18 protein-coding genes and 1 pseudogene are annotated in these 18876 nt (G+C 61.9%); 7 read left to right on the forward strand and 12 right to left on the reverse strand.

Features of this window, described 5'->3' with window-relative positions; all coding sequences use genetic code 11:
• The first annotated feature begins 234 nt into the window (after positions 1–234).
• From ubiG to B2M20_RS02090, 3 genes and pseudogenes are all read left to right on the forward strand, one after another.
• Complete coding sequence (ubiG, locus tag B2M20_RS02080; RefSeq protein ID WP_079445449.1) at positions 235–1008, forward strand: bifunctional 2-polyprenyl-6-hydroxyphenol methylase/3-demethylubiquinol 3-O-methyltransferase UbiG; 774 nt, start codon at positions 235–237, stop codon at positions 1006–1008.
• Positions 1009–1089: 81 nt separating this feature from the next.
• Positions 1090–1369: pseudogene (locus B2M20_RS02085) on the forward strand (GIY-YIG nuclease family protein).
• Positions 1370–1530: 161 nt separating this feature from the next.
• Positions 1531–2430, forward strand: coding sequence for a DMT family transporter (locus B2M20_RS02090; RefSeq protein WP_079445450.1), 900 nt, complete (start codon positions 1531–1533; stop codon positions 2428–2430).
• On the opposite strand, the gene B2M20_RS02095 is transcribed toward B2M20_RS02090, so the two are convergent.
• From B2M20_RS02095 to B2M20_RS02115, 5 genes are read right to left on the reverse strand one after another with little or no spacing between them, the layout of a single operon-like run.
• A complete protein-coding gene (locus B2M20_RS02095; RefSeq protein ID WP_079445451.1) occupies positions 2431–2868 on the reverse strand; it encodes an EamA family transporter in 438 nt (145 codons plus the stop codon).
• Between the two features lie 6 nt (positions 2869–2874).
• Entirely contained in the window at positions 2875–3318 is a 444-nt protein-coding gene (locus tag B2M20_RS02100) for a DUF1178 family protein (RefSeq protein ID WP_079445452.1), read from the reverse strand.
• Complete coding sequence (locus tag B2M20_RS02105) at positions 3315–3557, reverse strand: DUF1178 family protein (protein ID WP_079445453.1); 243 nt, start codon at positions 3555–3557, stop codon at positions 3315–3317. The genes B2M20_RS02100 and B2M20_RS02105 overlap by 4 nt, the downstream gene beginning before the upstream one ends.
• Positions 3554–4435: a carbon-nitrogen hydrolase family protein gene (locus tag B2M20_RS02110; protein ID WP_079445454.1), complete on the reverse strand. Its 882-nt coding sequence runs from the start codon at positions 4433–4435 to the stop codon at positions 3554–3556. Before B2M20_RS02110 ends, B2M20_RS02105 begins: the two co-directional genes overlap by 4 nt.
• A 53-nt stretch (positions 4436–4488) precedes the next feature.
• Positions 4489–5304 carry a ComF family protein gene (locus tag B2M20_RS02115; protein WP_079445455.1) on the reverse strand — a complete coding sequence of 272 codons (816 nt, stop codon included), beginning with the start codon at positions 5302–5304 and terminating at the stop codon, positions 4489–4491.
• 110 nt (positions 5305–5414) lie between these two features.
• Between B2M20_RS02115 and B2M20_RS02120 the strand changes: the two genes are divergently transcribed.
• The gene (locus B2M20_RS02120) at positions 5415–6266 is read left to right on the forward strand and encodes a methyltransferase domain-containing protein (RefSeq protein ID WP_079445538.1); all 852 of its coding nucleotides are present in this window, start codon (positions 5415–5417) and stop codon (positions 6264–6266) included.
• Between the two features lie 133 nt (positions 6267–6399).
• On the opposite strand, the gene mutT is transcribed toward B2M20_RS02120, so the two are convergent.
• The 3 genes from mutT to B2M20_RS02135 form a co-directional block, all read right to left on the reverse strand.
• Positions 6400–6801 carry an 8-oxo-dGTP diphosphatase MutT gene (mutT, locus tag B2M20_RS02125; RefSeq protein WP_079445456.1) on the reverse strand — a complete coding sequence of 134 codons (402 nt, stop codon included), beginning with the start codon at positions 6799–6801 and terminating at the stop codon, positions 6400–6402.
• On the reverse strand, positions 6798–8039 hold the full coding sequence (argJ, locus tag B2M20_RS02130; protein ID WP_079445457.1) for a bifunctional glutamate N-acetyltransferase/amino-acid acetyltransferase ArgJ: 1242 nt from the start codon (positions 8037–8039) through the stop codon (positions 6798–6800). The genes mutT and argJ overlap by 4 nt, the downstream gene beginning before the upstream one ends.
• Positions 8040–8201: 162 nt before the next feature.
• Entirely contained in the window at positions 8202–9122 is a 921-nt protein-coding gene (locus B2M20_RS02135; protein WP_079445539.1) for a peptidylprolyl isomerase, read from the reverse strand.
• A gap of 519 nt (positions 9123–9641) precedes the next feature.
• On the opposite strand from B2M20_RS02135, the gene secA reads away from it, so the two are divergent.
• Positions 9642–12503 (forward strand): preprotein translocase subunit SecA, encoded by a 2862-nt coding sequence (gene secA / locus B2M20_RS02140; protein ID WP_079445458.1) that lies wholly within the window; start codon positions 9642–9644, stop codon positions 12501–12503.
• Between the two features lie 194 nt (positions 12504–12697).
• On the opposite strand, the gene B2M20_RS02145 is transcribed toward secA, so the two are convergent.
• From B2M20_RS02145 to B2M20_RS02160, 4 genes are all read right to left on the reverse strand, one after another.
• A complete protein-coding gene (locus B2M20_RS02145) occupies positions 12698–14185 on the reverse strand; it encodes a L,D-transpeptidase family protein (protein ID WP_079445459.1) in 1488 nt (495 codons plus the stop codon).
• Positions 14186–14483: 298 nt separating this feature from the next.
• Positions 14484–15446 carry an acetyl-CoA carboxylase carboxyltransferase subunit alpha gene (locus B2M20_RS02150; RefSeq protein WP_079445460.1) on the reverse strand — a complete coding sequence of 321 codons (963 nt, stop codon included), beginning with the start codon at positions 15444–15446 and terminating at the stop codon, positions 14484–14486.
• Between the two features lie 237 nt (positions 15447–15683).
• Complete coding sequence (gene xerD, locus B2M20_RS02155; protein WP_079445461.1) at positions 15684–16643, reverse strand: site-specific tyrosine recombinase XerD; 960 nt, start codon at positions 16641–16643, stop codon at positions 15684–15686.
• Positions 16644–16659: 16 nt separating this feature from the next.
• Positions 16660–16806, reverse strand: a complete 147-nt coding sequence (locus B2M20_RS02160; RefSeq protein WP_079445462.1) for a histidine kinase — start codon at positions 16804–16806, stop codon at positions 16660–16662.
• A 231-nt stretch (positions 16807–17037) separates the two neighbouring features.
• Between B2M20_RS02160 and B2M20_RS02165 the strand changes: the two genes are divergently transcribed.
• Together B2M20_RS02165 and aroB are read left to right on the forward strand one after the other, a co-directional pair.
• Positions 17038–17670: a shikimate kinase gene (locus B2M20_RS02165; RefSeq protein ID WP_079445463.1), complete on the forward strand. Its 633-nt coding sequence runs from the start codon at positions 17038–17040 to the stop codon at positions 17668–17670.
• Positions 17667–18818 carry a 3-dehydroquinate synthase gene (gene aroB / locus B2M20_RS02170; protein ID WP_079445464.1) on the forward strand — a complete coding sequence of 384 codons (1152 nt, stop codon included), beginning with the start codon at positions 17667–17669 and terminating at the stop codon, positions 18816–18818. The genes B2M20_RS02165 and aroB overlap by 4 nt, the downstream gene beginning before the upstream one ends.
• Positions 18819–18876: the final 58 nt, after the last annotated feature.

Below are 18876 nucleotides of genomic sequence, written 5' to 3' on the forward strand. Positions count from 1 at the left end.
TGAGGCAGGCCGATGGGCTGCCATATCAACGATTCTGCAACCGGATGAGACGATGTTGTATTCGAACAATGTGCACTGCACGGCCCGCCGGACCATGAGGACCGAGGTGACCCATTTGCAGGTTTTGCACGAAACCCTATGTGGGGTCGACGACTGGGCTGAGAGGGTCAGAACCATCGCCGCCGCGGCCGGCGTTCCGCAATCCCATCACGTCGCCCAAGGAGCCGCCCGGCAATGACGATGCAAGCCGACCCTTCTGCCAATTCTTCAGCCGCATCCGAAACGACCGTCGATCGCGCCGAGATCGAGAAGTTCTCAAAACTGTCGCAGGAGTGGTGGGATCCCACCGGCAAGATGGCGCCGCTGCACAGGATCAACCCGCTGCGGCTCCAGTTCATCCGCGACGCCGCCTGCCGCAAGTTCGAGCGCAGCGTCCGCAGCCTGAACTGTCTGGCGGACCTGCGGCTGCTTGATATCGGCTGCGGCGCGGGCCTTCTATGCGAGCCGTTCACGCGGCTCGGCGCGCAGGTGATCGGGGTCGATCCCTCCGCGTCCAATATCGCGGCGGCGAAGCTCCACGCCGAGAAAGCCCATCTGTCGATCGATTATCGCTGCACGACCGTGGAAGACATGGACGTACGAGAGCGCTTTGACATCATCCTCGCGATGGAGGTGGTGGAGCACGTCGCTAACGTCGGGCTGTTTCTGGATCGCTGCGCCGCGATGCTGAAGCCGGGCGGCATCATGGTGGCCTCCACCCTCAATCGTAACTGGAAGAGCTTTGCTCTGGGCATTGTCGCGGCCGAATATGTGCTGCGCTGGCTGCCGCGCGGTACTCATCAGTGGGATAAGTTCGTTACTCCGGACGAACTTGCGCGCCACCTCGAGCGCAACGGGCTCGGCATCACCGAGCAGTCCGGCGTGGTGTACAGCCCGTTCGCGGACAAGTGGAGCCTGTCATCCGACATGGACGTCAACTACATGGTGGTGGCGGAAGCGGTGGGGTGACGGGGTTCGCGGCCTGACTACATGGTCGTTCCTGCGTCCGCAGGGACGACGAAGATAGGCTACAGGCGCGCCGGGCTCAGCATGTATCACGTCTATATCCTTGCCAGCCGTCGCCATGGAACGCTTTATATCGGCGTGACCAATTCGCTGCTGGCGAGATTGGCGCAGCATCGCAGCGGGAAGGGGTCCGAATTCGTCCAGAAATACAAAGTCTACCGCCTCGTTTATGTTGAAAGCTACGACCGGCCCGGAGGCCATTGCGCGCGAAAAGCAATTGAAGCGCTGGAAACGGGACTGGAAAATCGAATTGATCGAGCGCGATAATCTGGAATGGTGCGATCTGGATGATTTGCTCGATTGAACAGCTTGAGTCGCGTACAAACCCTCAACGAGTCGTCCCTGCGCACGCAGGGACCCATACGGCGAGGACTTTACCTCTTGGACACCAGGGTCCTTTGCTCCAGGTGGGGCAGGGGCTAAAGGTCCCTTGAGTTCGCAGGGACGACCTGGAAGTCATCCTCCATGTTCACCGTCGCCTCGCTCTGGATACCCTTCACCGTCACGGCAGCGTTCGGACAGGTCGCGCGTAACGCGATGCAGCGGTCGCTGACCAGTCCGCTCGGCACGTGGGGCGCGACCAACATCCGCTTCCTGTTCGGCTTTCCGTTCTCGCTGATCTTTTTCGCCATGGTGATCGGGTTCACCGGGGACCCGGTCCCATGGCCCGTCGTCGCCTTCTGGCTGTGGCTGTTGCTCGGCGCACTCACCCAGATCGTCGGCACCGGCTTGATGCTGCTCGTGATGGACGGCAACTCGTTCGTGGTGACGATCGCGTACCTCAAGACCGAAGCGATCCAGACCGCGATCTTTGGATTTGTGTTTCTCAGCGATCATCTCACCTTGTTAAAGGTGGTCGCGATTCTGATCGCCACCGTGGGCGTCGTTATCACCGCGCTCCGTCCCGGCGGCGCCAAGGGCTTCGCCGATCTCAAGCCGACGGCGTTGGGGCTGGTCGCAGCCGCCTGCTTCGCCCTGTCCGCGGTCGGCTTTCGCGGCGCCATCATCGCCGTGCCGGGCGTGTCGTTCGTCACCGCGGCATCCTACACGCTGGTGTTCGGGCTATTCGTGCAGACGGCGGTGCTGACGGCATATCTGTTGTTGCGCGCGCCCGACGTACCGAAAAGAATTCTCGGCCTGTGGCGGCCATCGCTGTTCGCGGGTTTTTTGGGCGCGTTCGCCTCGCAATTCTGGTTCCTGGCGTTCGCGCTCACCGCCGCTGCCAACGTTCGGACGTTGGCGCTGGTCGAGGTGCTGTTCGCGCAGGCGGTGTCATATTATTCGTTCAAGCAGCCGCTTTCGTTACATGAGTTCGGCGGCATCGTGCTGATTGTGATCGGCGTTGGGCTGTTGGTCGCGGTATAATCAGCGTTTGACGGCGATAATGACGGCGCCGGCTGCGATCAGGGCGATTCCAATCCAGCCATTTAGCGAGGGGCGCTCGCCAAGAAAGACGACGCCGAACGAGGCAACCAGTACGACGCTCAGCTTGTCAATCGGCGCGACCAGTGTGGCCGGACCGAGCTTGAGCGCGCGAAAATAGCAGAGCCACGACGCACCGGTGGCCAGTCCCGATAGTACGAGAAAAATCCAGCTCCGGGTCGGGATTGGGCCGGGGTGGCTGAACTGCCCCGTCGCCGACAGGATCAGGCCGAGACTGACAAGGACAACAATGGTGCGGAGGAAAGTGGCGAGATCGGAATTGATGCCTTCGACGCCGACCTTGGCAAAGATGGCGGTCAGTGCCGCGAATGCCGCCGACAGCAGTGCCCAGAACAGCCAGGAGGGAAGCGTGAGCGTCATCGCCCGTTAGTTCCGGTTGTCCCGCAGCACCGGCAGCGACCCGACCTCGACGCCTTCCTCGATCAGCGATCTCGCTTCCTCGGGCGAGGCCTCGCCGTAGATCGGGCGATGCTCGATATCGCCGTAATGCATTTTGCGAGCTTCGCTCGGAAACCGCGCGCCGACATTGTCGGCGTTCTTGACGAGATGATCATGCAATTGTTTGAGCTCGGCACGCAGCTCGCGCCCCTCGGCCATTGTTGCCGATGTGGATGAGTCCGCAGGTGCCGCCGATCCGCGCTTTTTGGTGCCGGCGATCCTCGGCGCCATGATCGCCTTCTCGACCTTGGCAGAGCCGCAGATCGCGCAGGTCACAAGCTTGCGCTTGACCTGTGAATCATAGGCCGACGAGCTCTGAAACCAGCTTTCGAAGGTATGGCCACCATCGCAACGCAGGTTGTAGCGGATCATGCCGAACCTCCTCGCTCGGGAGGCTCGTCTATCGTAAATGCGGGAGCGGCTGCGAGTCTCGGCGAGCGGCGCTTGGAGCCGGCGATCCTTGGCGCCATGATCGCCTTCTCGACATTCGCCGAGCCGCAGAGCGCACAGGTGACGAGTTTGCGTTTGACCTGCGCGTCGTAGGACGAGGAGCTCTGAAACCAGCTCTCGAAAGTGTGGCCCCGCTCGCAGCGCAGGTTGTAGCGGATCATGCAGAGCCTCGCACAAGATGCAGATGGTCGCTTGGCGACTTATGGTCGACGAGGGAAAAGCGCCGCCCATGCTGTAATGAGGGTACGGCCCTGCGCGCGGTCGCGACGTTGGCTGGATCGATCGTAGCCAACACGATGCCGGGTTCGGTGCCGCTCGCTTCGGCCAACACTGTGCCCCACGGATCGACGATCAGCGAATGGCCGAACGTTTCGCGGTTGTTGTCGTGCATTCCCCCTTGGGCGGCGGCAAACACGAAGGAACCGTTCTCGATCGCGCGAGCGCGCAACAGGGTGTGCCAATGCGCCTCGCCGGTCTTCCTGGTGAAGGCCGCTGGCACCGTGAGGAACGACGCGCCGGCTTCGGCCAGCGCGCGATACAGCGCAGGAAAACGGACGTCGTAGCAGATCGTCATGCCCAGCCTGCCCCAGGGCAGGTCCGTTATCACGGCAGTCTCGCCCGGCTGATAGTTGGCCGACTCCCGATAGCTTTCGCCGCCTCCGAGATCGATGTCGAACATGTGAATCTTGTCATAGCGCGCGAGGATGTCGCCGGACGGTCCGATCAGAAACGAGCGGTTGACGGCTTTCTCAGCCGTGAGCCGCAATGCGAGCGAGCCGACGTTGAGGTAAATTTTCAATTCGCGCGCAAGATCGCGATAACCGCTGAGCGAGCGGTCGTCGTCCTCGGTCCGAAGATGCTCAAAGAGTGCGACGCGATCGGCCTGCATGATGTTGCTGGCTTCGGGGGTCTGCACGAAGTCAGCACCCTGTGCCGCCGCCTCGCGAATCAGCCTTGAACCCTGATCGAAATTCGGCTCGGGAAAAAGACCGCTCCGCATCTGGATCATTGCGGCGGTGAACGTGGGCTTGGTGTTCATGTCCTTGCCTTTCGCCCGCGAAAACAGAACAAGGCTCCGGGGTCAAAGCTCAATTATATGGGGGCTTTCATGGTGTCGACAACCCGCGCGAATACCAGCACATCGACCTGTGCGGCCTTCGCGCGCAGCAGGACGCGCGCGCAGGCATCCACTGTGGCGCCAGACGTCAGGACGTCGTCGATCAGGGTGACGCGGCGGCCCTGGATCTGGCTGGTGCGTTCCGCCGCGACTTTGAACGCGCCCTGCACATTGCGGGCGCGGTCATTTCGCGACAATCCAACCTGTTGCCGGGTCGGACGGGTGCGCCGCAGCGCGTCCGGCGCGACCGGAATTCCGGATTGTCGGGCGATGACGCGCGCCAGCGCGCCCGATTGGTTGTAACGGCGGCTCCAGCCACGTCGCCAGTGCAGCGGCACCGGGATCAGAACGTCGGCGCCGTCGAGCAATTCCGAGCCCGCACGAGCCATCCAGCGGCCCATCGCTGGTGCGAGATCGGTGCGGTCCTGATACTTCAGTGCATGAACCAGGACCTTGGCGACGTCGTCATAGCGTACCGCAGCGCGGGCGCGCTGATAGGCCGGGGGATTGGCAATCGCCTCCATCGACAGCATGCCGGAACCCGGATCATAAACAAAGGGCGTGCCGAGGCGAGGACAATAAGGACGTTCGATGAACGACAATTGCGTCCAGCAATCCGCACAGACGCCGACGCCAGCCACCGGTTCGCGGCAGGCGACACAGAGCGTTGGCAGCGCGATGTCCAGCGCCGAGCGCGCCGCATGGGACATGACGTCGCGACACGCGCGCCATGCGCCGCGCAGCGGATTGGCTCGCTGCGGCGAAACCAGGTTGTCCGTTGTGGTATCCATAGCGGAAGGCTATTCCTCGAGGTGGCGGTACTCAAGCCAGACAAAGCAGGTCCTTTGCAATCGCGTTACGGCGGATTGCCAGCGACGGGATGATCGGCGTACCAAGCCGCATGGCTCCGAACCAATCATCGCCGCCCGTTTTGTTCGATCGCACCCTGCTGGGCGTGCGGCAGAGACGCGCGGCCGAAGTGGGAGCGGTGCCGTTTTTGCTCGATCGCGTCGCGGAGGATATGGCGGAGCGGCTGAATGTCGTGTTGCGCGAATTTCAACACGCGGCGGATATCGGTACGCCGGGCGATCAGGTGCGTGGCGCGCTCGCGGCTCGTCTCAGAGAGCTTGCGCGCGTCGATCTCCCGATTGACGAGTGTGAGGCCGTGCGGTTGTCGCCGGACTCTCTCGATCTTGCCGTCTCCGGACTGGCCTTCCAGTTTGTCAACGATCTTCCGGGCCTGCTGGTGCAGATCCGCCGTGCCCTGAAGCCGGACGGATTTCTGTTGGCAGCCACGATCGGTGGCGAGACGCTCACCGAGCTGCGTCAGGCGTTCGCGATAGCCGAGGTGGAGCTTGAGGGTGGCATCTCGCCGCGCGTCGCGCCGTTCGCCGATCTTCGCGATGTCGGCGCGCTGCTGCAACGCGCGGGCTTCGCACTGCCGGTGACGGACGTTGACCGCGTCGTGGTGCGCTATAACGATGCTTTTGCGCTGATGCATGATCTGCGTCGCATGGGCGCGACCAATATCATGACCGAACGGCGGCGGACGTCTTTGCGCCGCGCAACGCTGCTACGGATGGCGCAAATCTATCATGAGCGCTTCACTGATCCCGACGGGCGCATCCGCGCCACCTTCGATATCGTCTGGCTGTCGGGATGGGCGCCGCATGAGAGCCAGCAGAAGCCGTTGCAGCCCGGTTCGGCGAAAGCGAGCCTGGAGCAAGCGGTAAAGGGGCGTGGCAAGACTTGAAAAAAGTGTCCCGGGCGCGATGCGGCATTCCCGATGCCGCTCCGCAGAACCGGGACTGCCGAAACGTATTCCGTACATGAGTCTCGACTCTGCACAGCACGGTTTCGCGCTGCGCCGCGCCCGGGGCGCGAACTCACATCAACAGATCAACCAGCGGCGGAATAAGAGGTATATCCGCGGGCGGCATCGGGTAGTCGCGAAGCTTATTGGCACGAACCCACTTCAGCGCCTGCCCCTCTTTTGAGGTCACCGTGCCTTCCCAGCGCCGGCAGATGTAGAGCGGCATCAAGAGATGGAAGCTCTCGTAAGCGTGGCTCGCGAAGGTCAGCGGCGCCAGGCACCCCTCCTGCGTGACGATGCCGAGCTCCTCGCGCAGCTCACGAATCAGCGCCTCTTCGGGGCGTTCTCCATGCTCGAACTTGCCGCCGGGAAATTCCCACAGGCCGGCAAGCTGCTTGCCTTCCGGTCGCTGCGCGATCAGCACCCGGTTGTCGGCGTCGATCAGGGCGCAGGCGACGACGAGAGTGAGTTTCACGACCTGTAATCGCCGTTGATCGCGACATACTCCTTGGTGAGGTCGCAGGTCAGCACGCGGTCGCGGCCCTTGCCGAGACCTAGCGTCGTCTTGATCTGAATCTTGTCGTTCTTCATGGCTTTCGACACTTCCGCCTCGTCGTAAGACGGGTCCCGCGCGCCGCTTTTGGCGACGCGAATGCCGTTGAAATAGATCGACAGCTTGTCGCGGTCGGCCGGCTCTCCAGCCTTGCCCACCGCCATCACCACGCGGCCCCAGTTGGCGTCCTCGCCGGCGATCGCGGTCTTCACCAGAGGCGAGTTGGCGATCGACTTGGCGATCCTGCGCGCCGATGCCTTCGACGTTGCGCCTTCGACGATGACCTCGACCAGCTTGCGCGCGCCTTCGCCGTCGCGCGCCACCTGTTCGGCGAGATCGGCCAGCACGCCGTGAAATGCTTTCGCGAACGCTTTCAGGCGCGGATCGCTGGCGCGGGTAATTTTCGGCGCGCCGCGGGCGCTTGCGGCGCCGGTCGCGAACGCTAGCAGGGTGTCGGAGGTGGAGGTGTCGCTGTCGATGGTGACGGCGTTGAAGGTGTCCTCGACACCGCTTTTCAACAGCGACTGCAATGCTGTCGCCGTTATCGGCGCATCGGTAAAGACGAAGGAGAGCATGGTCGCCATGTCGGGCGCGATCATGCCAGCGCCCTTGGCGATGCCGTTGATGGTGACGGTCGCCTTGCCGAGCTTCACCCTCGCGGTTGCAACCTTGGGGAAAGTGTCGGTGGTCATGATGGCGCGCGCCGCGTCCATCCAGCGATCCGGCGCGGCGTCGCGCGACAATGCCTCCAGCACGCCGTTGAATTTTGTGGCGTCGAGCGGTTCGCCGATCACGCCGGTCGAGGCGAGATAGATGTCGCTTGCCTTGCAGCCGGCCGCCTTGGCGGCGACGTCGGCGGTCAGTTTGGTAGCCTGGCGGCCGGTTTTGCCGGTGAAGGCGTTGGCGTTGCCCGAATTCACCACCAAGGCCCGCGCGCGCCCACCCTTCAACCGCGTGCGGCACCACTCGACCGGCGCCGACGGGCATTTGGATTTGGTGAACACCCCGGCCACCGCCGTGCCCTTGTCCAGCAGCGCCAGCAGTACATCGGTGCGGCCCTTGTAGCGGATGCCGGCAGCGGCGGTCGCGAGGCGCACGCCCGCGATTTCGGGCATATCGGGGATATCGGTCGGGGCGAGGGGAGAAATGCCGGTGGACATGTGTGAGGCCTGTCGACAGCAAATTTCGTCGTCATGGCCGGATTTATTCCGGCCATCCACGTCTTTCTTGCGTTGAGCGGATTCCAAAGACGTGGATGGCCGGGACGAGCCCGACCATGACGATTGTCAATACTATCGGTTTCAACGACGCGACAGCGGATTTTATTTCTTCGCTGGCGTTTTGCCGTCCGCGGGTTTGGCAGAGTTGGCCTTGTCCCCGCTTGCATTCGCGGGGTGGGCTGGCTTGTCCATACGCTCGACCTTGGCGGCCTCGCGCAGCTTGGTGACGTATTCCGCCTGCGCCTTTCGTGTCACAAACTGCTCGACTTGCGGCTTTACCTCATCGAAGTCGGGGGCCTTGCGGGCGCGCTTTTCCTCGACCTTGATGATGTGCCAGCCGAACTGGGTTTTGATCGGGTCGGAAATCTTGCCGGGCTCCAGCGCGAAGGCGACCTTTGAAAATTCCGGTACCATCTGCTCCTTGGTAAAGAAGCCGAGGTCGCCGCCGTCGGAGGCGCCGGGATCCTTGGATTCTTTCTTGGCGAGTTCGACGAAGTCTGCGCCCTTCTTCAACTCGTCCTCGATCTTCTTGGCCTCGTCCTCTGTCTGCACCAGGATGTGGCGCGCATGAACCTCCTGTTCGCTGGTGATCTGCTTGGAGGCATCCGCATAGACCGTCTTCATGGCATCGTCGGTGATCGCCGCTTTAGCTTGGGATGCCAGCAGTCGGTCCATCAGCAGGCGGTCGCGGGCGAAGGCGAGCCGTTTTTTGAACTCCTCGCTGTTTTCAATTTTCTTTTCTTCTGCGGCCTTGGCGATGATCTTCATGTCGATAAGGAAAGACAGCACATTCTCCTGCTTCGCCGCCGGATCCATCTGCGCGAGGCTCGGACCCAGTTCCTCCGTGGCAAGATTAACGTCGCTCTGGTGGATCTCGGCGCCGTTAACTTTTGCCAGCACGGGATCCGCATCGGCGTGGAGCGGCGTGCCGACGAACAAGACCGCGGCCAGGCAGCCGCCGAGAGCGGACGACGCCAGGCGAACGCGCAGACTATATTTTGTTGCGGGCAATGAGATGGTCATGGGATCCTTGATCTCCAGGAGGAGGATGTGGGCGGACACTCGCTCAATCGTGGGTTCTTGGCAATGCGAAAACTCTGTCAAAATCATGAACTCCCAGACCGGCGGACGCTGCCGCTTTTGTCGCAAACGCTTCGGATCGGTGCTCCGGCCACCGTTGACAACCCACGGGGCCGGCCATATTTCTGCCGGACGGTCGACGGCAAAGGCGGGTTCTGGCTGTGCTTTTGCGATTGAACCCCGGGTCACCGAATCTCAACCCATATGCGGACGCTCGGCTTTCGGGACTTACGGCCCTGATGCGTCACGATGAGTTGAGTTGATAGGCGGCTTGTGCGGTGGTTGCGAGGTTCGCTGTGCAGAACCAAGGCGAACTTTCGGGTTCGGACACTATAGCGTTCTCGAGCGGGATGACCGGTCGCGTGAAGCAAACTCGTTGCCGCTTCTGATCCATCAGAAGCGGAGGGTTCAGGAGACTACCCACATGGCTGCAACGGCGAACCGCGAAGACAGGAATTTGGGATGATTGGCGCGTTTGCCCGCAAGTTTTTCGGTTCCGCCAACGATCGGCGGGTCAAGGGATATCAATCCCGCCTCAAAGCCATCAACGCCTTGGAGCCCGAAATCGCCGCGCTGTCAGATGAGGCGGTGCGGGCGCGCACCGCCGAATTCAAGCAGCAGCTTGCGAGCGGCAAAACCCTCGATGACATTCTGGTTCCCGCCTTCGCCACAGTGCGCGAGGCAGCCAAGCGAACCCTCGGCCAGCGGCATTTCGACGTGCAGTTGATCGGCGGCATGGTGCTGCACGAGGGCGATATCGCCGAGATGAAGACCGGCGAAGGCAAGACGCTGGTCGCCACGCTTGCCGTTTATCTCAACGCGCTCGCCGGCAATGGCGTTCACGTCGTCACCGTCAACGATTATCTCGCACGCCGCGACGCCGGCTGGATGTCGCAGATCTACTCCTTCCTCGGCCTCACCACCGGCGTGATCGTGCACGGCCTCGACGACGTCGAGCGCAAGGTAGCCTATGCCTGCGACATCACCTACGGCACCAACAACGAGTATGGCTTCGACTATCTGCGCGACAATATGAAGTACCGGCTGGAGGATATGGTCCAGCGTGAGCACTTCTTCGCTATCGTCGACGAGGTTGACTCGATTCTGATCGACGAAGCGCGGACGCCGCTGATCATTTCCGGCCCGCTCGACGACCGCTCCGAATTTTACAACACCATCGACACCTTCATGCCGAATCTCGAGAAGGTGACAGACTACGAGGTCGACGAGAAGCAGCGCTCGGTGGCGCTCACCGAAGCCGGCATGGAGAAGATCGAGACGCTGCTGCGCGAGGCCGGCCAGCTCAAAGGCGACTCGCTTTACGATGTCGAGAACGTCTCCGTCGTCCACCACATCAACCAGGCGCTGCGCGCGCATTCGCTGTTCACCCGCGACAAGGACTACATTGTCCGCGACGGCGAGGTCGTCATCATCGATGAATTCACTGGCCGCATGATGCCGGGCCGCCGCTATTCGGAAGGCTTGCATCAGGCGCTGGAAGCGAAAGAGCATCAGCCGGTGCAGCCGGAGAACCAGACGCTCGCCTCCATCACCTTCCAGAACTACTTCCGGATGTACAAGAAGCTCGCGGGCATGACCGGCACGGCGTCGACGGAAGCCGACGAACTGGCCGACATCTACAAGCTCGAAGTCGTCGAGATACCGACGAACCTGCCGATTGCGCGTCTCGACGAGGACGACGAGGTCTACCGTACCCAGAACGAGAAATACGCCGCGATCCTGGCTGAGGTTGAGCGCGCCAATGCGCGGATGCAGCCCGTGCTGGTCGGAACCGCCTCGATCGAGAAATCCGAGGTTCTCGCCGATTATCTGAAGAAGCATGGTTACAAGCAGATCGACTTCAGCGATCCGAAATCGATGCGGAAGCTGTACGCTGCGGCTCGCGCCGGCAAACCGGCAAAGCTGTTCGCGGTGCTGAACGCCCGCTTCCATGAGCAGGAAGCTTATATCGTCGCCGAAGCCGGCGTGCCCGGCGCGATCACCATCGCGACCAACATGGCCGGTCGCGGCACCGATATCAAACTCGGTGGCTCGCTGGAGATGCGCGCTCAAGTCGAGACGGCCGACATCACAGACGAAGCTGAAAGAGAAGCGAAAATAGGGGAAGTCAAGGCCGATATCGAGCGCTTCCGTGAAATGGTGCTTAAGGCGGAGGATATCGTCGAGATTGAGCCGGCCAAGGGTTCAAAGCCGGCCAAGACCGTGACCCGCCCCGGCGGGCTCTACATCATCGGTTCGGAACGCCACGAGTCGCGGCGCATCGACAACCAGTTGCGCGGCCGTTCCGGCCGCCAGGGCGATCCTGGCCGTTCGAAATTCTTCCTGTCGCTGGACGATGACCTGATGCGGATCTTCGGGTCGGATCGGCTCGACACCATGCTGCAGCGGCTTGGCCTTAAGGAAGGCGAGGCCATCACCCACCCCTGGATCAATAAGGCGCTGGAGAAAGCACAGCAGAAGGTCGAGGCGCGCAACTTCGACATCCGCAAGAATTTGCTGAAGTACGACGACGTGCAGAACGACCAGCGCAAGGTGATCTTCGAACAGCGTGTCGATCTGATGCAGAACGAAAGCGTCGCCGAAACCGTCGTCGACATGCGCCATGCGTTCGTCGAGGACCTCGTCACAAAGCATGTGCCGGAGAACCAGTACCCTGAGCAGTGGGATGTCGCCGGCCTGAAAGAAGAGCTGAACCGCGTGCTCGATATCGAGTTGCCGGTGGATGAATGGGCCGCAGAAGAAGGCATTGCCGGCGAGGAGTTGCTGTCGCGTATCGAAAGCCGTGTCGACGAGCATATGGCGGCCAAGGTCGGGCAATGGGGGCCTGACGTCATGCGCTACGTCGAGAAGACCATCCTGCTGCAGACCCTGGACCATCTCTGGCGCGAACACCTGGTGATGCTGGATCATCTGCGTCAGGTTATCGGCCTGCGCGGCTATGGCCAGCGCGATCCGCTACAGGAATACAAGTCGGAAGCCTTTTCCCTGTTCGAAAGCTTGATTGCCAATCTGCGCGAGGCGGTGACGGGGCAGTTGATGCGCGTCGAGATCGTGCCGCCCGAGGAGGAACAGCCGGCGCTGCCTGTGATGGAAGCCCATAAGTTCGATCCGAATACCGGTGAGGACGAGATGGCGTTTGCGCAAAGCAGTTTTGCCGGGGCCTCGCTGGCGCCGGCAGCGCATGCGGACCGTTCCAGCCGCGATCCGAATAATCCGGCGAGCTGGGGCAAGGTCGGCCGCAATGAGGACTGTCCTTGCGGTTCAGGCAAGAAATACAAGCATTGCCACGGCCGCTACGCCTGAAGCCCTCCCGACGCGGCTGTCATTCCAGCCGGCGAGAGACCTCGAGCGTTTCGAGCGAAGTGGATACCGGTTCGCGTGAAGAACGCGTCAGGTTTAAATTATAGAGCTACGCTTTTGATTCTGTCAGAAGCAGAAAAGCTCTTGAGGCCTTCGTCGCCGCGCTCGGAATAACACCTGTCCGACAGGTCTGGATATTACCGGGAGACCGAGAAGCGGCTATCGAACGAGTTCGATGACGCCAACGGTGCTGCGCTCGGAATCGAAGCCGTCGCGGGAGCGTCGACTGCGGGCTTGAGCGGGGGCCGCGCGGTTGCGACGTGTTCTGGCTTAGCTCCCTTTTTAGCCGTCTTCTCTGCCGTTTTGGGTGCTGTGTGCTTCTCCACGGCCGGGCGAAGCGGAACGCTGCGCGCCGGAGTTGCCGTCTTTGGCTTGGCCGAAGCAGACTCTTTGGGTTTGGCCGAAGCCGAAACAGGTTCCTTGGTTGTGGCGGTCGTGTCGGCGTCTCCGAAACCTATCTTGCGGGCAAGATTGGTGAAGATGCTGTTCGGCTTGGAGGGGGCTAGCAAAGATGACGACGGCCTTGTCGCGTCGGCCTCCGGTTCGTAGGAGGTCGCGACTGTTGCTGCTGCCGAATTGCGTGGCGGGTTGACGGTCGGTGGAATGGTGCCAGGCGCCGGCGAAAACGCCGTGGTCTTCAGGCCGGGTTCCACGGGATCTGAAAGCCCCGTCTGACCCTCGGGCAGCTTGGCGGCGAACACCCGGTTCATGCCGCCGTCGATTCCGGTGTTGAGCTTGGCGACCGGCGATCCCTTCGAGATCAGGTTGGCTATTTCGGTATTGTCGCGCTGCTGCTTCTCGCGCACCGCGCTTGCGATCTCGTCAGGCACCGCATAGGCCGGACACTTCGCTGAGGCGTTGAACTCAAGCGGCCTGACGGAGCCGGTCGGGGGCGCCGGATCAAACACGTACTTATGCTCGCAGAAGGCGACCTTCGGCTCTTGATGCGTGGCCTCGAAATGATCGTTGCCTTCCTTGATCATTTTCCAGAACGGCATGTTCGGGTTGTTGCGATGCTTCGCAAAGTTTACGGGCGTCATGCGGAATGGATAGGCCTGGAACTGGAAGGCGCGCTGACCGCCGAAGAATGACTCCCGTCCGATTGCGTAGATTTCGGCGATCTGCTCGTCGGTCATGGCGTAACAGCCGCGCGAGGAACAGTCGCCATGCACCATCAATTCGGAACCAGTATGACCCAGCGACTTGTCGTAGGCGTTGGGATAGCCGGTGTTGAACGAGAGGTAGTAGGCGGAGCGCGGATTCATCTGCGCCGGCGAGATGCTGTAGAATCCTTCCGGAGCCTGACGATCCCCCTCGCGTGTCTTCGGGCCGAGATCGCCGGACCAGCGGCAGATCGGGTAGGTCTTGAGTAAGGCGAACTTGCCGGACCGGTCCTGCTTCCAAACCTCGAGTTCGGCCTCCTGCTTAAATAGCCGGATCAGGATCGGCGATTGCAGTTCCATGTCCTTCGCGGTCATGGCGGTGACAACCTTGGGCGGCACCGGCTGGTTGGCCTTGGCGTTGCTCGCGAGTGAGGCGTCGTCGGTGTTGCAGCCGGCCAGAAGCGCACCGCCCGTCAGCACGGCAAAGGTCACGATCGCGCGAGCAGCCGAGCGATTAATCAAAGCAAAGCTCCGCAAAGGACGGGCAAGCTGCACCCCAAATTCATGGCATCGTGCCCCAAGCCATTGAATAAAATATTATCCTTAAGCCTCCGAGCCCGCAAGCCAAGTGGAACCGAACAAGATGAACTACGACTTCGAGTGGTGAATGGAGACTAAATATTCCGGACGGGGCTGAATTAGGGCGGCTCAGCGGCTTCCGGAACCAAAGCCATGGGATTTGCCGGGAGCCGAACCCGGTCACGACAATTGGAACAAGGCACAGATTCGTGTCGCCGAAACGTGGGTAAAGCGCTGGTGCTCAGCCCAGTTTACGCCCGATTTCGAGGAATTTCTGGCGGCGCTGCTTGCGAAGCGAGTCGCGGTCGAGAGTACGCAGATCGTTCAACGCATCGGCGATAGCGTCTCCGGCAAGCGCGACAGTGGCGGCGGGATCGCGGTGTGCGCCGCCCCGCGGCTCCTTGAGGATGGTGTCGATCACGCCGAACCGCAGCAGATCCTGCGCGGTGATTTTCATGTTGGTCGCTGCTTCTTGTGCCTTGCTTCCGTCGCGCCAGAGGATAGACGACGCCGCTTCCGGCGAGATCACGCTATAGATCGCATGTTCCAGCATCAAAACGCGGTTTGCGGTGGCGATCGCGATGGCGCCGCCGGAGCCGCCCTCGCCGATGATCACGGCGATATTGGCGACGCCGAGCGACAGGCACGCGTCGGTCGAGCGCGCGATTGCCTCGGCCTGGCCGCGCTCCTCGGCGCCGATGCCGGGATAAGCTCCGGCGGAATCGACCAGCGACAGCACGGGAATGTCGAAACGGTCGGCCATATCCATCAGCCGGACCGCCTTGCGATAGCCTTCCGGGCGCGCCATCCCGAAATTGTGCTTCAGCCGGCTTTCGGTGGTTGCGCCCTTCTCCTGTCCGATAACGCAGATGCTTTCGCCTCGGAAGCGGCCGAAGCCGCCGATAAGCGCCTCGTCCTCGCCGAACTTGCGGTCGCCGGCCAGCGGCGTGAACTCGGTAATCAGCCCTTTGACGAAATCAGAGAAGTGCGGCCGCTGCGGGTGCCGTGCCACCTGGGTTTTCTGCCAGGGAGTCAGGTTGGCGTAGAGATCCTTCAGAGCCTGCGCGGCCTTCTCCTCGATACTGGAAATCTCCTCGCTGATGTCGCTGCCGGAGGCGGCGAGCGCACGGAGTTCGTCGATCTTGGAGTCGAGTTCGGCGACGGGTTTTTCGAAATCGAGGTAGCTACGCATGGGATCGGGCATTCCAGCAGTATAGAGACGAAGGCGCGGGGAGGCGAAATCTATCGATCGAATAGATAAAAGTCTTTTTGTTCAAATATTTAGAAAGCGGGTGAGGTTGGGGGCCCGATGGCTGGTTAGGTACAGTTGGGCGCGAGCGCTCTTTCGCGGCTGATGGGCGTTAAGTCAAGGGTGAAGCGGAATACTTGAAGTCAGGGTCGGGTCGCGATGGTTTCGATGGCGTCTGCGCATGAGCGCCGGTCAGGCCTCCGCCAGCGGGTGCAGGTCGCGTACCAGGCTTTTCAGGCGCTCTTCCACGACGTGCGTATAGATTTGCGTGGTCGAGATGTCGGTATGGCCGAGCAGCGTCTGTACGATTCGCAGGTCTGCGCCGTTATGCAGCAGATGGCTTGCGAAAGCATGGCGCAGCACGTGCGGTGAGACCAGCCGGGGCGCGAGACCGGCCGCCGACGCCAGTTCCTTCAGCTCACGCGCAAAGTGCTGGCGTGTCAGGTGACCGCTTTCGCCGAACGATGGAAACAGCCATTTTGGCCGTGCTCCTGCGGCTTTGCCTGTGCCGCGCTGATCGTCCATTGCGACGAGATAGTCTGCCATCGCCTGCCGTGACGCGTTGTTGAGCGGTACCAATCGCTCCTTGTTGCCCTTGCCGCGCACCACGATCATGCGGGCATCGCGCCGTGCCGCCGACAGCGGTAGCGAGACCAGTTCGGATACGCGGAGCCCGGTGGCATATAGCACTTCAAGCAGGCAATACAGCCGCGCCGCGCGCAATCGCCGGGCAGGTGAGATGTCCGGAGATTCGGCATCCATCTTTGCGTGCGCGAGCAGGCGGTCGACATCCCCTATCGACAGGATTTTCGGCAGGCTGCGTCCGCGTTTTGGACCCGAAAGGATGGCCGCGGGATCGTCGTTCCTGACGCGTTCGCTCAGCAGAAAACGAAACAGGTGACGCATCGCTGACAGGCGCCGCGCGACGCTTGATGACTTAAACCCCCTAAGGTCGAGGTCATTGAGATAGTCTCGTAGCGTCTGGGTGCCGGCGATGACGAAATTCTGCCGCGAGCGGGCGAAGAATGCGGATAAGTCCTCGAGATCCCGGCGGTAGGCGTCGAGCGTGTTGTCGCCGGCGCCTTGCTCGGCCGCCAGCATGTCGAGGAACAGGGTGGCCAGCTTCGCGTCGGGGGAATTATTGGATTTCATACCGCAGGCGTAGCAGCTATTTCTTGAGAAATTGATCCGGGTGGATGGTCACCGCCATTTCCCGCGGCGTCGGGTCGACGAAATTCGCCAGCCCGAAAATCACGCCGTAGCCGATCGCACCGAGCGCCGCGACGATTGTCAGAAAGCGGAACAGGCTGGGCATTTGCAGTCCCGAGCACGATATTGACCTTCAGGCGAGCGCAACAAGTACCAACATGTTCGCAAGCCAGGCGCAAGAGTCTCTGGCAACCTCCTCGACGAGAGTAGTATAGCTGGCCGGGATGAGCGGTCCCGACTTGTCGTGGGCTTGGATTCGAACGTTCGCCGCCTGGATCATGGAAGGCCGACCGTCAAATCCACTTCAAACGTGCAATCGCGTTCCAGCAGGTGTCCTTTGACGTCCGAAACCGTTTCACCGACCAACGTCGGCGCATCCCCCGAGACCGCCATAGTCGCGGCGCTCGCCGGGCGGTCGCTGGCGCTTGTCGGCATGATGGGTGCCGGCAAGTCCACCATCGGGCGGCGTCTCGCGGCGCGTCTCGGGATGCGATTCGTTGATGCTGACGCCGAGATCGAGCTCGCGGCCGGAATGTCGATTCCCGAAATTTTCGAAACCCATGGCGAGCCCCATTTCCGGGATGGTGAAGCACGCGTGATCGCGCGGCTGTTGAATGGTGGCCCGATCGTGCTCGCGACCGGTGGTGGCGCCGTGCTGCGCGAGGAAACCCGGGCGCGCCTGTGCGAGCGGGCGGTCTCGATCTGGCTCAAGGCGGACGCCGAGGTGATTCTGCGCCGGGTGAGGCGCCGAGCCGATCGACCCTTGCTGCAAACGGGCGATGCTGCCGCGACGATCGAGCGTCTGATCGCCGAGCGCGAGCCCATCTACCAGCTGGCGAATATCACGGTCGTCTCGCGCGATGCGCCGTACGAACGGATCGTCGATGAATGCATCGGCCTGCTTCATCTCGGGCTTTGCCGCGGCGAAGTGACTGCAAAACCTGATGAGGGATTTAACACCACGCAATGACCACTCCGCTGAAAAACCCGGACCCGATCACGGTTGACGTCGCGCTCGGTGAGCGTTCCTACGACATTGTCATCGGCCGGGGCATCCTGCCGTCGCTCGGCGAGCGAATCGCCGCGTTGCGTCCCGGCGCACGCGTCGCCGTCGTCACAGACGAATATGTTGCCACTCATTGGCTTCAGCGAACCGAGGCATCGCTTATCGGCGCCGGTCTCGCAACGTCGCGGATTGTCGTCGACGAAGGGGAGGTCTCAAAGAGCTACGAAGGCGTCGAATTTGTCTGTGAGGAACTGATCAAGGCCAGGATCGAGCGCAACGATCTTGTCGTCGCGCTTGGCGGAGGCGTGGTCGGCGATCTCGCGGGCTTCGCCGCCGCGATCGTACGCCGTGGCGTCGATTTCGTGCAAGTGCCGACCTCGCTGTTAGCGCAGGTGGATTCGTCCGTGGGCGGCAAGACAGGCATCAACTCGCCGCAGGGAAAAAATCTGGTCGGTGCCTTTCACCAGCCGATCCTGGTGGTCGCGGACACTGCCGTACTGGATACGTTGTCGCCGCGTCAGTTCCGTGCTGGTTATGCCGAAGTCGCCAAATACGGCCTGCTCGGCGATGAGGCGTTCTTCGCGTGGCTGGAAGCCAATCATGCAGGCATCGTCCAAGGCGGCGCGGCGCGCGAGCATGCGGTCGCCACCAGTTGCCGTGCCAAGGCTGCCATCGTCGCCCGCGACGAGCGCGAGACCGGCGAGCGTGCGTTGCTCAATCTCGGACACACCTTCGGCCACGCGCTGGAAGCAGCCACCGGATTTTGCGGTCGCCTTTATCACGGCGAGGGCGTCTCGATCGGCATGGTGTTGGCTGCCGAACTCTCGGCGCAACTTGGAATGATCGCGGTTGCCGACGTGTCTCGCGTCCAGCGGCACCTGGCGGCGGCGGGTCTGCCGACGCGCTTGCAGGACATCGCCGGATTCAAGCAAGAAGGCTTGGCCGATGCGGACGCGCTTATGGCGCTGATGGCGCAAGACAAAAAGGTGAAGCGCGGCCGGTTGACCTTCATTCTGCTGAAGGCGATCGGTCAGGCGGTCGTGTCATCGGACGTCGAGCCTTCGATGGTACGGGATTTTCTGGTCCGCAAGCTCGCAGACGCGCCGGCCTAGAGCCTTTTCGCTTCTGATGGAATCAGAAGCGAGGCTCTATGATCTTGATTTGGCGCGT

Source organism: Nitrobacter vulgaris (assembly GCF_002028545.1).
Classification (GTDB): Bacteria; Pseudomonadota; Alphaproteobacteria; order Rhizobiales; family Xanthobacteraceae; genus Nitrobacter; species Nitrobacter vulgaris.

Excerpts from the sequence above, each read along its gene's own strand:
- B2M20_RS02100 (WP_079445452.1), bottom strand. The coding sequence starts at position 3,318 with ATGATCCGCTACAACCTGCGTTGCGATGGTGGCCATACCTTCGAAAGC.
- B2M20_RS02095 (WP_079445451.1), bottom strand. The coding sequence starts at position 2,868 with ATGACGCTCACGCTTCCCTCCTGGCTGTTCTGGGCACTGCTGTCGGCG.
- argJ (WP_079445457.1), bottom strand. The coding sequence starts at position 8,039 with ATGTCCACCGGCATTTCTCCCCTCGCCCCGACCGATATCCCCGATATG.
- B2M20_RS02090 (WP_079445450.1), top strand. The coding sequence starts at position 1,531 with ATGTTCACCGTCGCCTCGCTCTGGATACCCTTCACCGTCACGGCAGCG.
- B2M20_RS02160 (WP_079445462.1), bottom strand. The coding sequence starts at position 16,806 with ATGCCCAGCCTGTTCCGCTTTCTGACAATCGTCGCGGCGCTCGGTGCG.
- B2M20_RS02120 (WP_079445538.1), top strand. The coding sequence starts at position 5,415 with ATGGCTCCGAACCAATCATCGCCGCCCGTTTTGTTCGATCGCACCCTG.
- B2M20_RS02110 (WP_079445454.1), bottom strand. The coding sequence starts at position 4,435 with ATGAACACCAAGCCCACGTTCACCGCCGCAATGATCCAGATGCGGAGC.
- B2M20_RS02115 (WP_079445455.1), bottom strand. The coding sequence starts at position 5,304 with ATGGATACCACAACGGACAACCTGGTTTCGCCGCAGCGAGCCAATCCG.
- ubiG (WP_079445449.1), top strand. The coding sequence starts at position 235 with ATGACGATGCAAGCCGACCCTTCTGCCAATTCTTCAGCCGCATCCGAA.
- B2M20_RS02105 (WP_079445453.1), bottom strand. The coding sequence starts at position 3,557 with ATGATCCGCTACAACCTGCGCTGCGAGCGGGGCCACACTTTCGAGAGC.
- B2M20_RS02135 (WP_079445539.1), bottom strand. The coding sequence starts at position 9,122 with ATGACCATCTCATTGCCCGCAACAAAATATAGTCTGCGCGTTCGCCTG.
- secA (WP_079445458.1), top strand. The coding sequence starts at position 9,642 with ATGATTGGCGCGTTTGCCCGCAAGTTTTTCGGTTCCGCCAACGATCGG.
- B2M20_RS02150 (WP_079445460.1), bottom strand. The coding sequence starts at position 15,446 with ATGCCCGATCCCATGCGTAGCTACCTCGATTTCGAAAAACCCGTCGCC.
- aroB (WP_079445464.1), top strand. The coding sequence starts at position 17,667 with ATGACCACTCCGCTGAAAAACCCGGACCCGATCACGGTTGACGTCGCG.
- xerD (WP_079445461.1), bottom strand. The coding sequence starts at position 16,643 with ATGAAATCCAATAATTCCCCCGACGCGAAGCTGGCCACCCTGTTCCTC.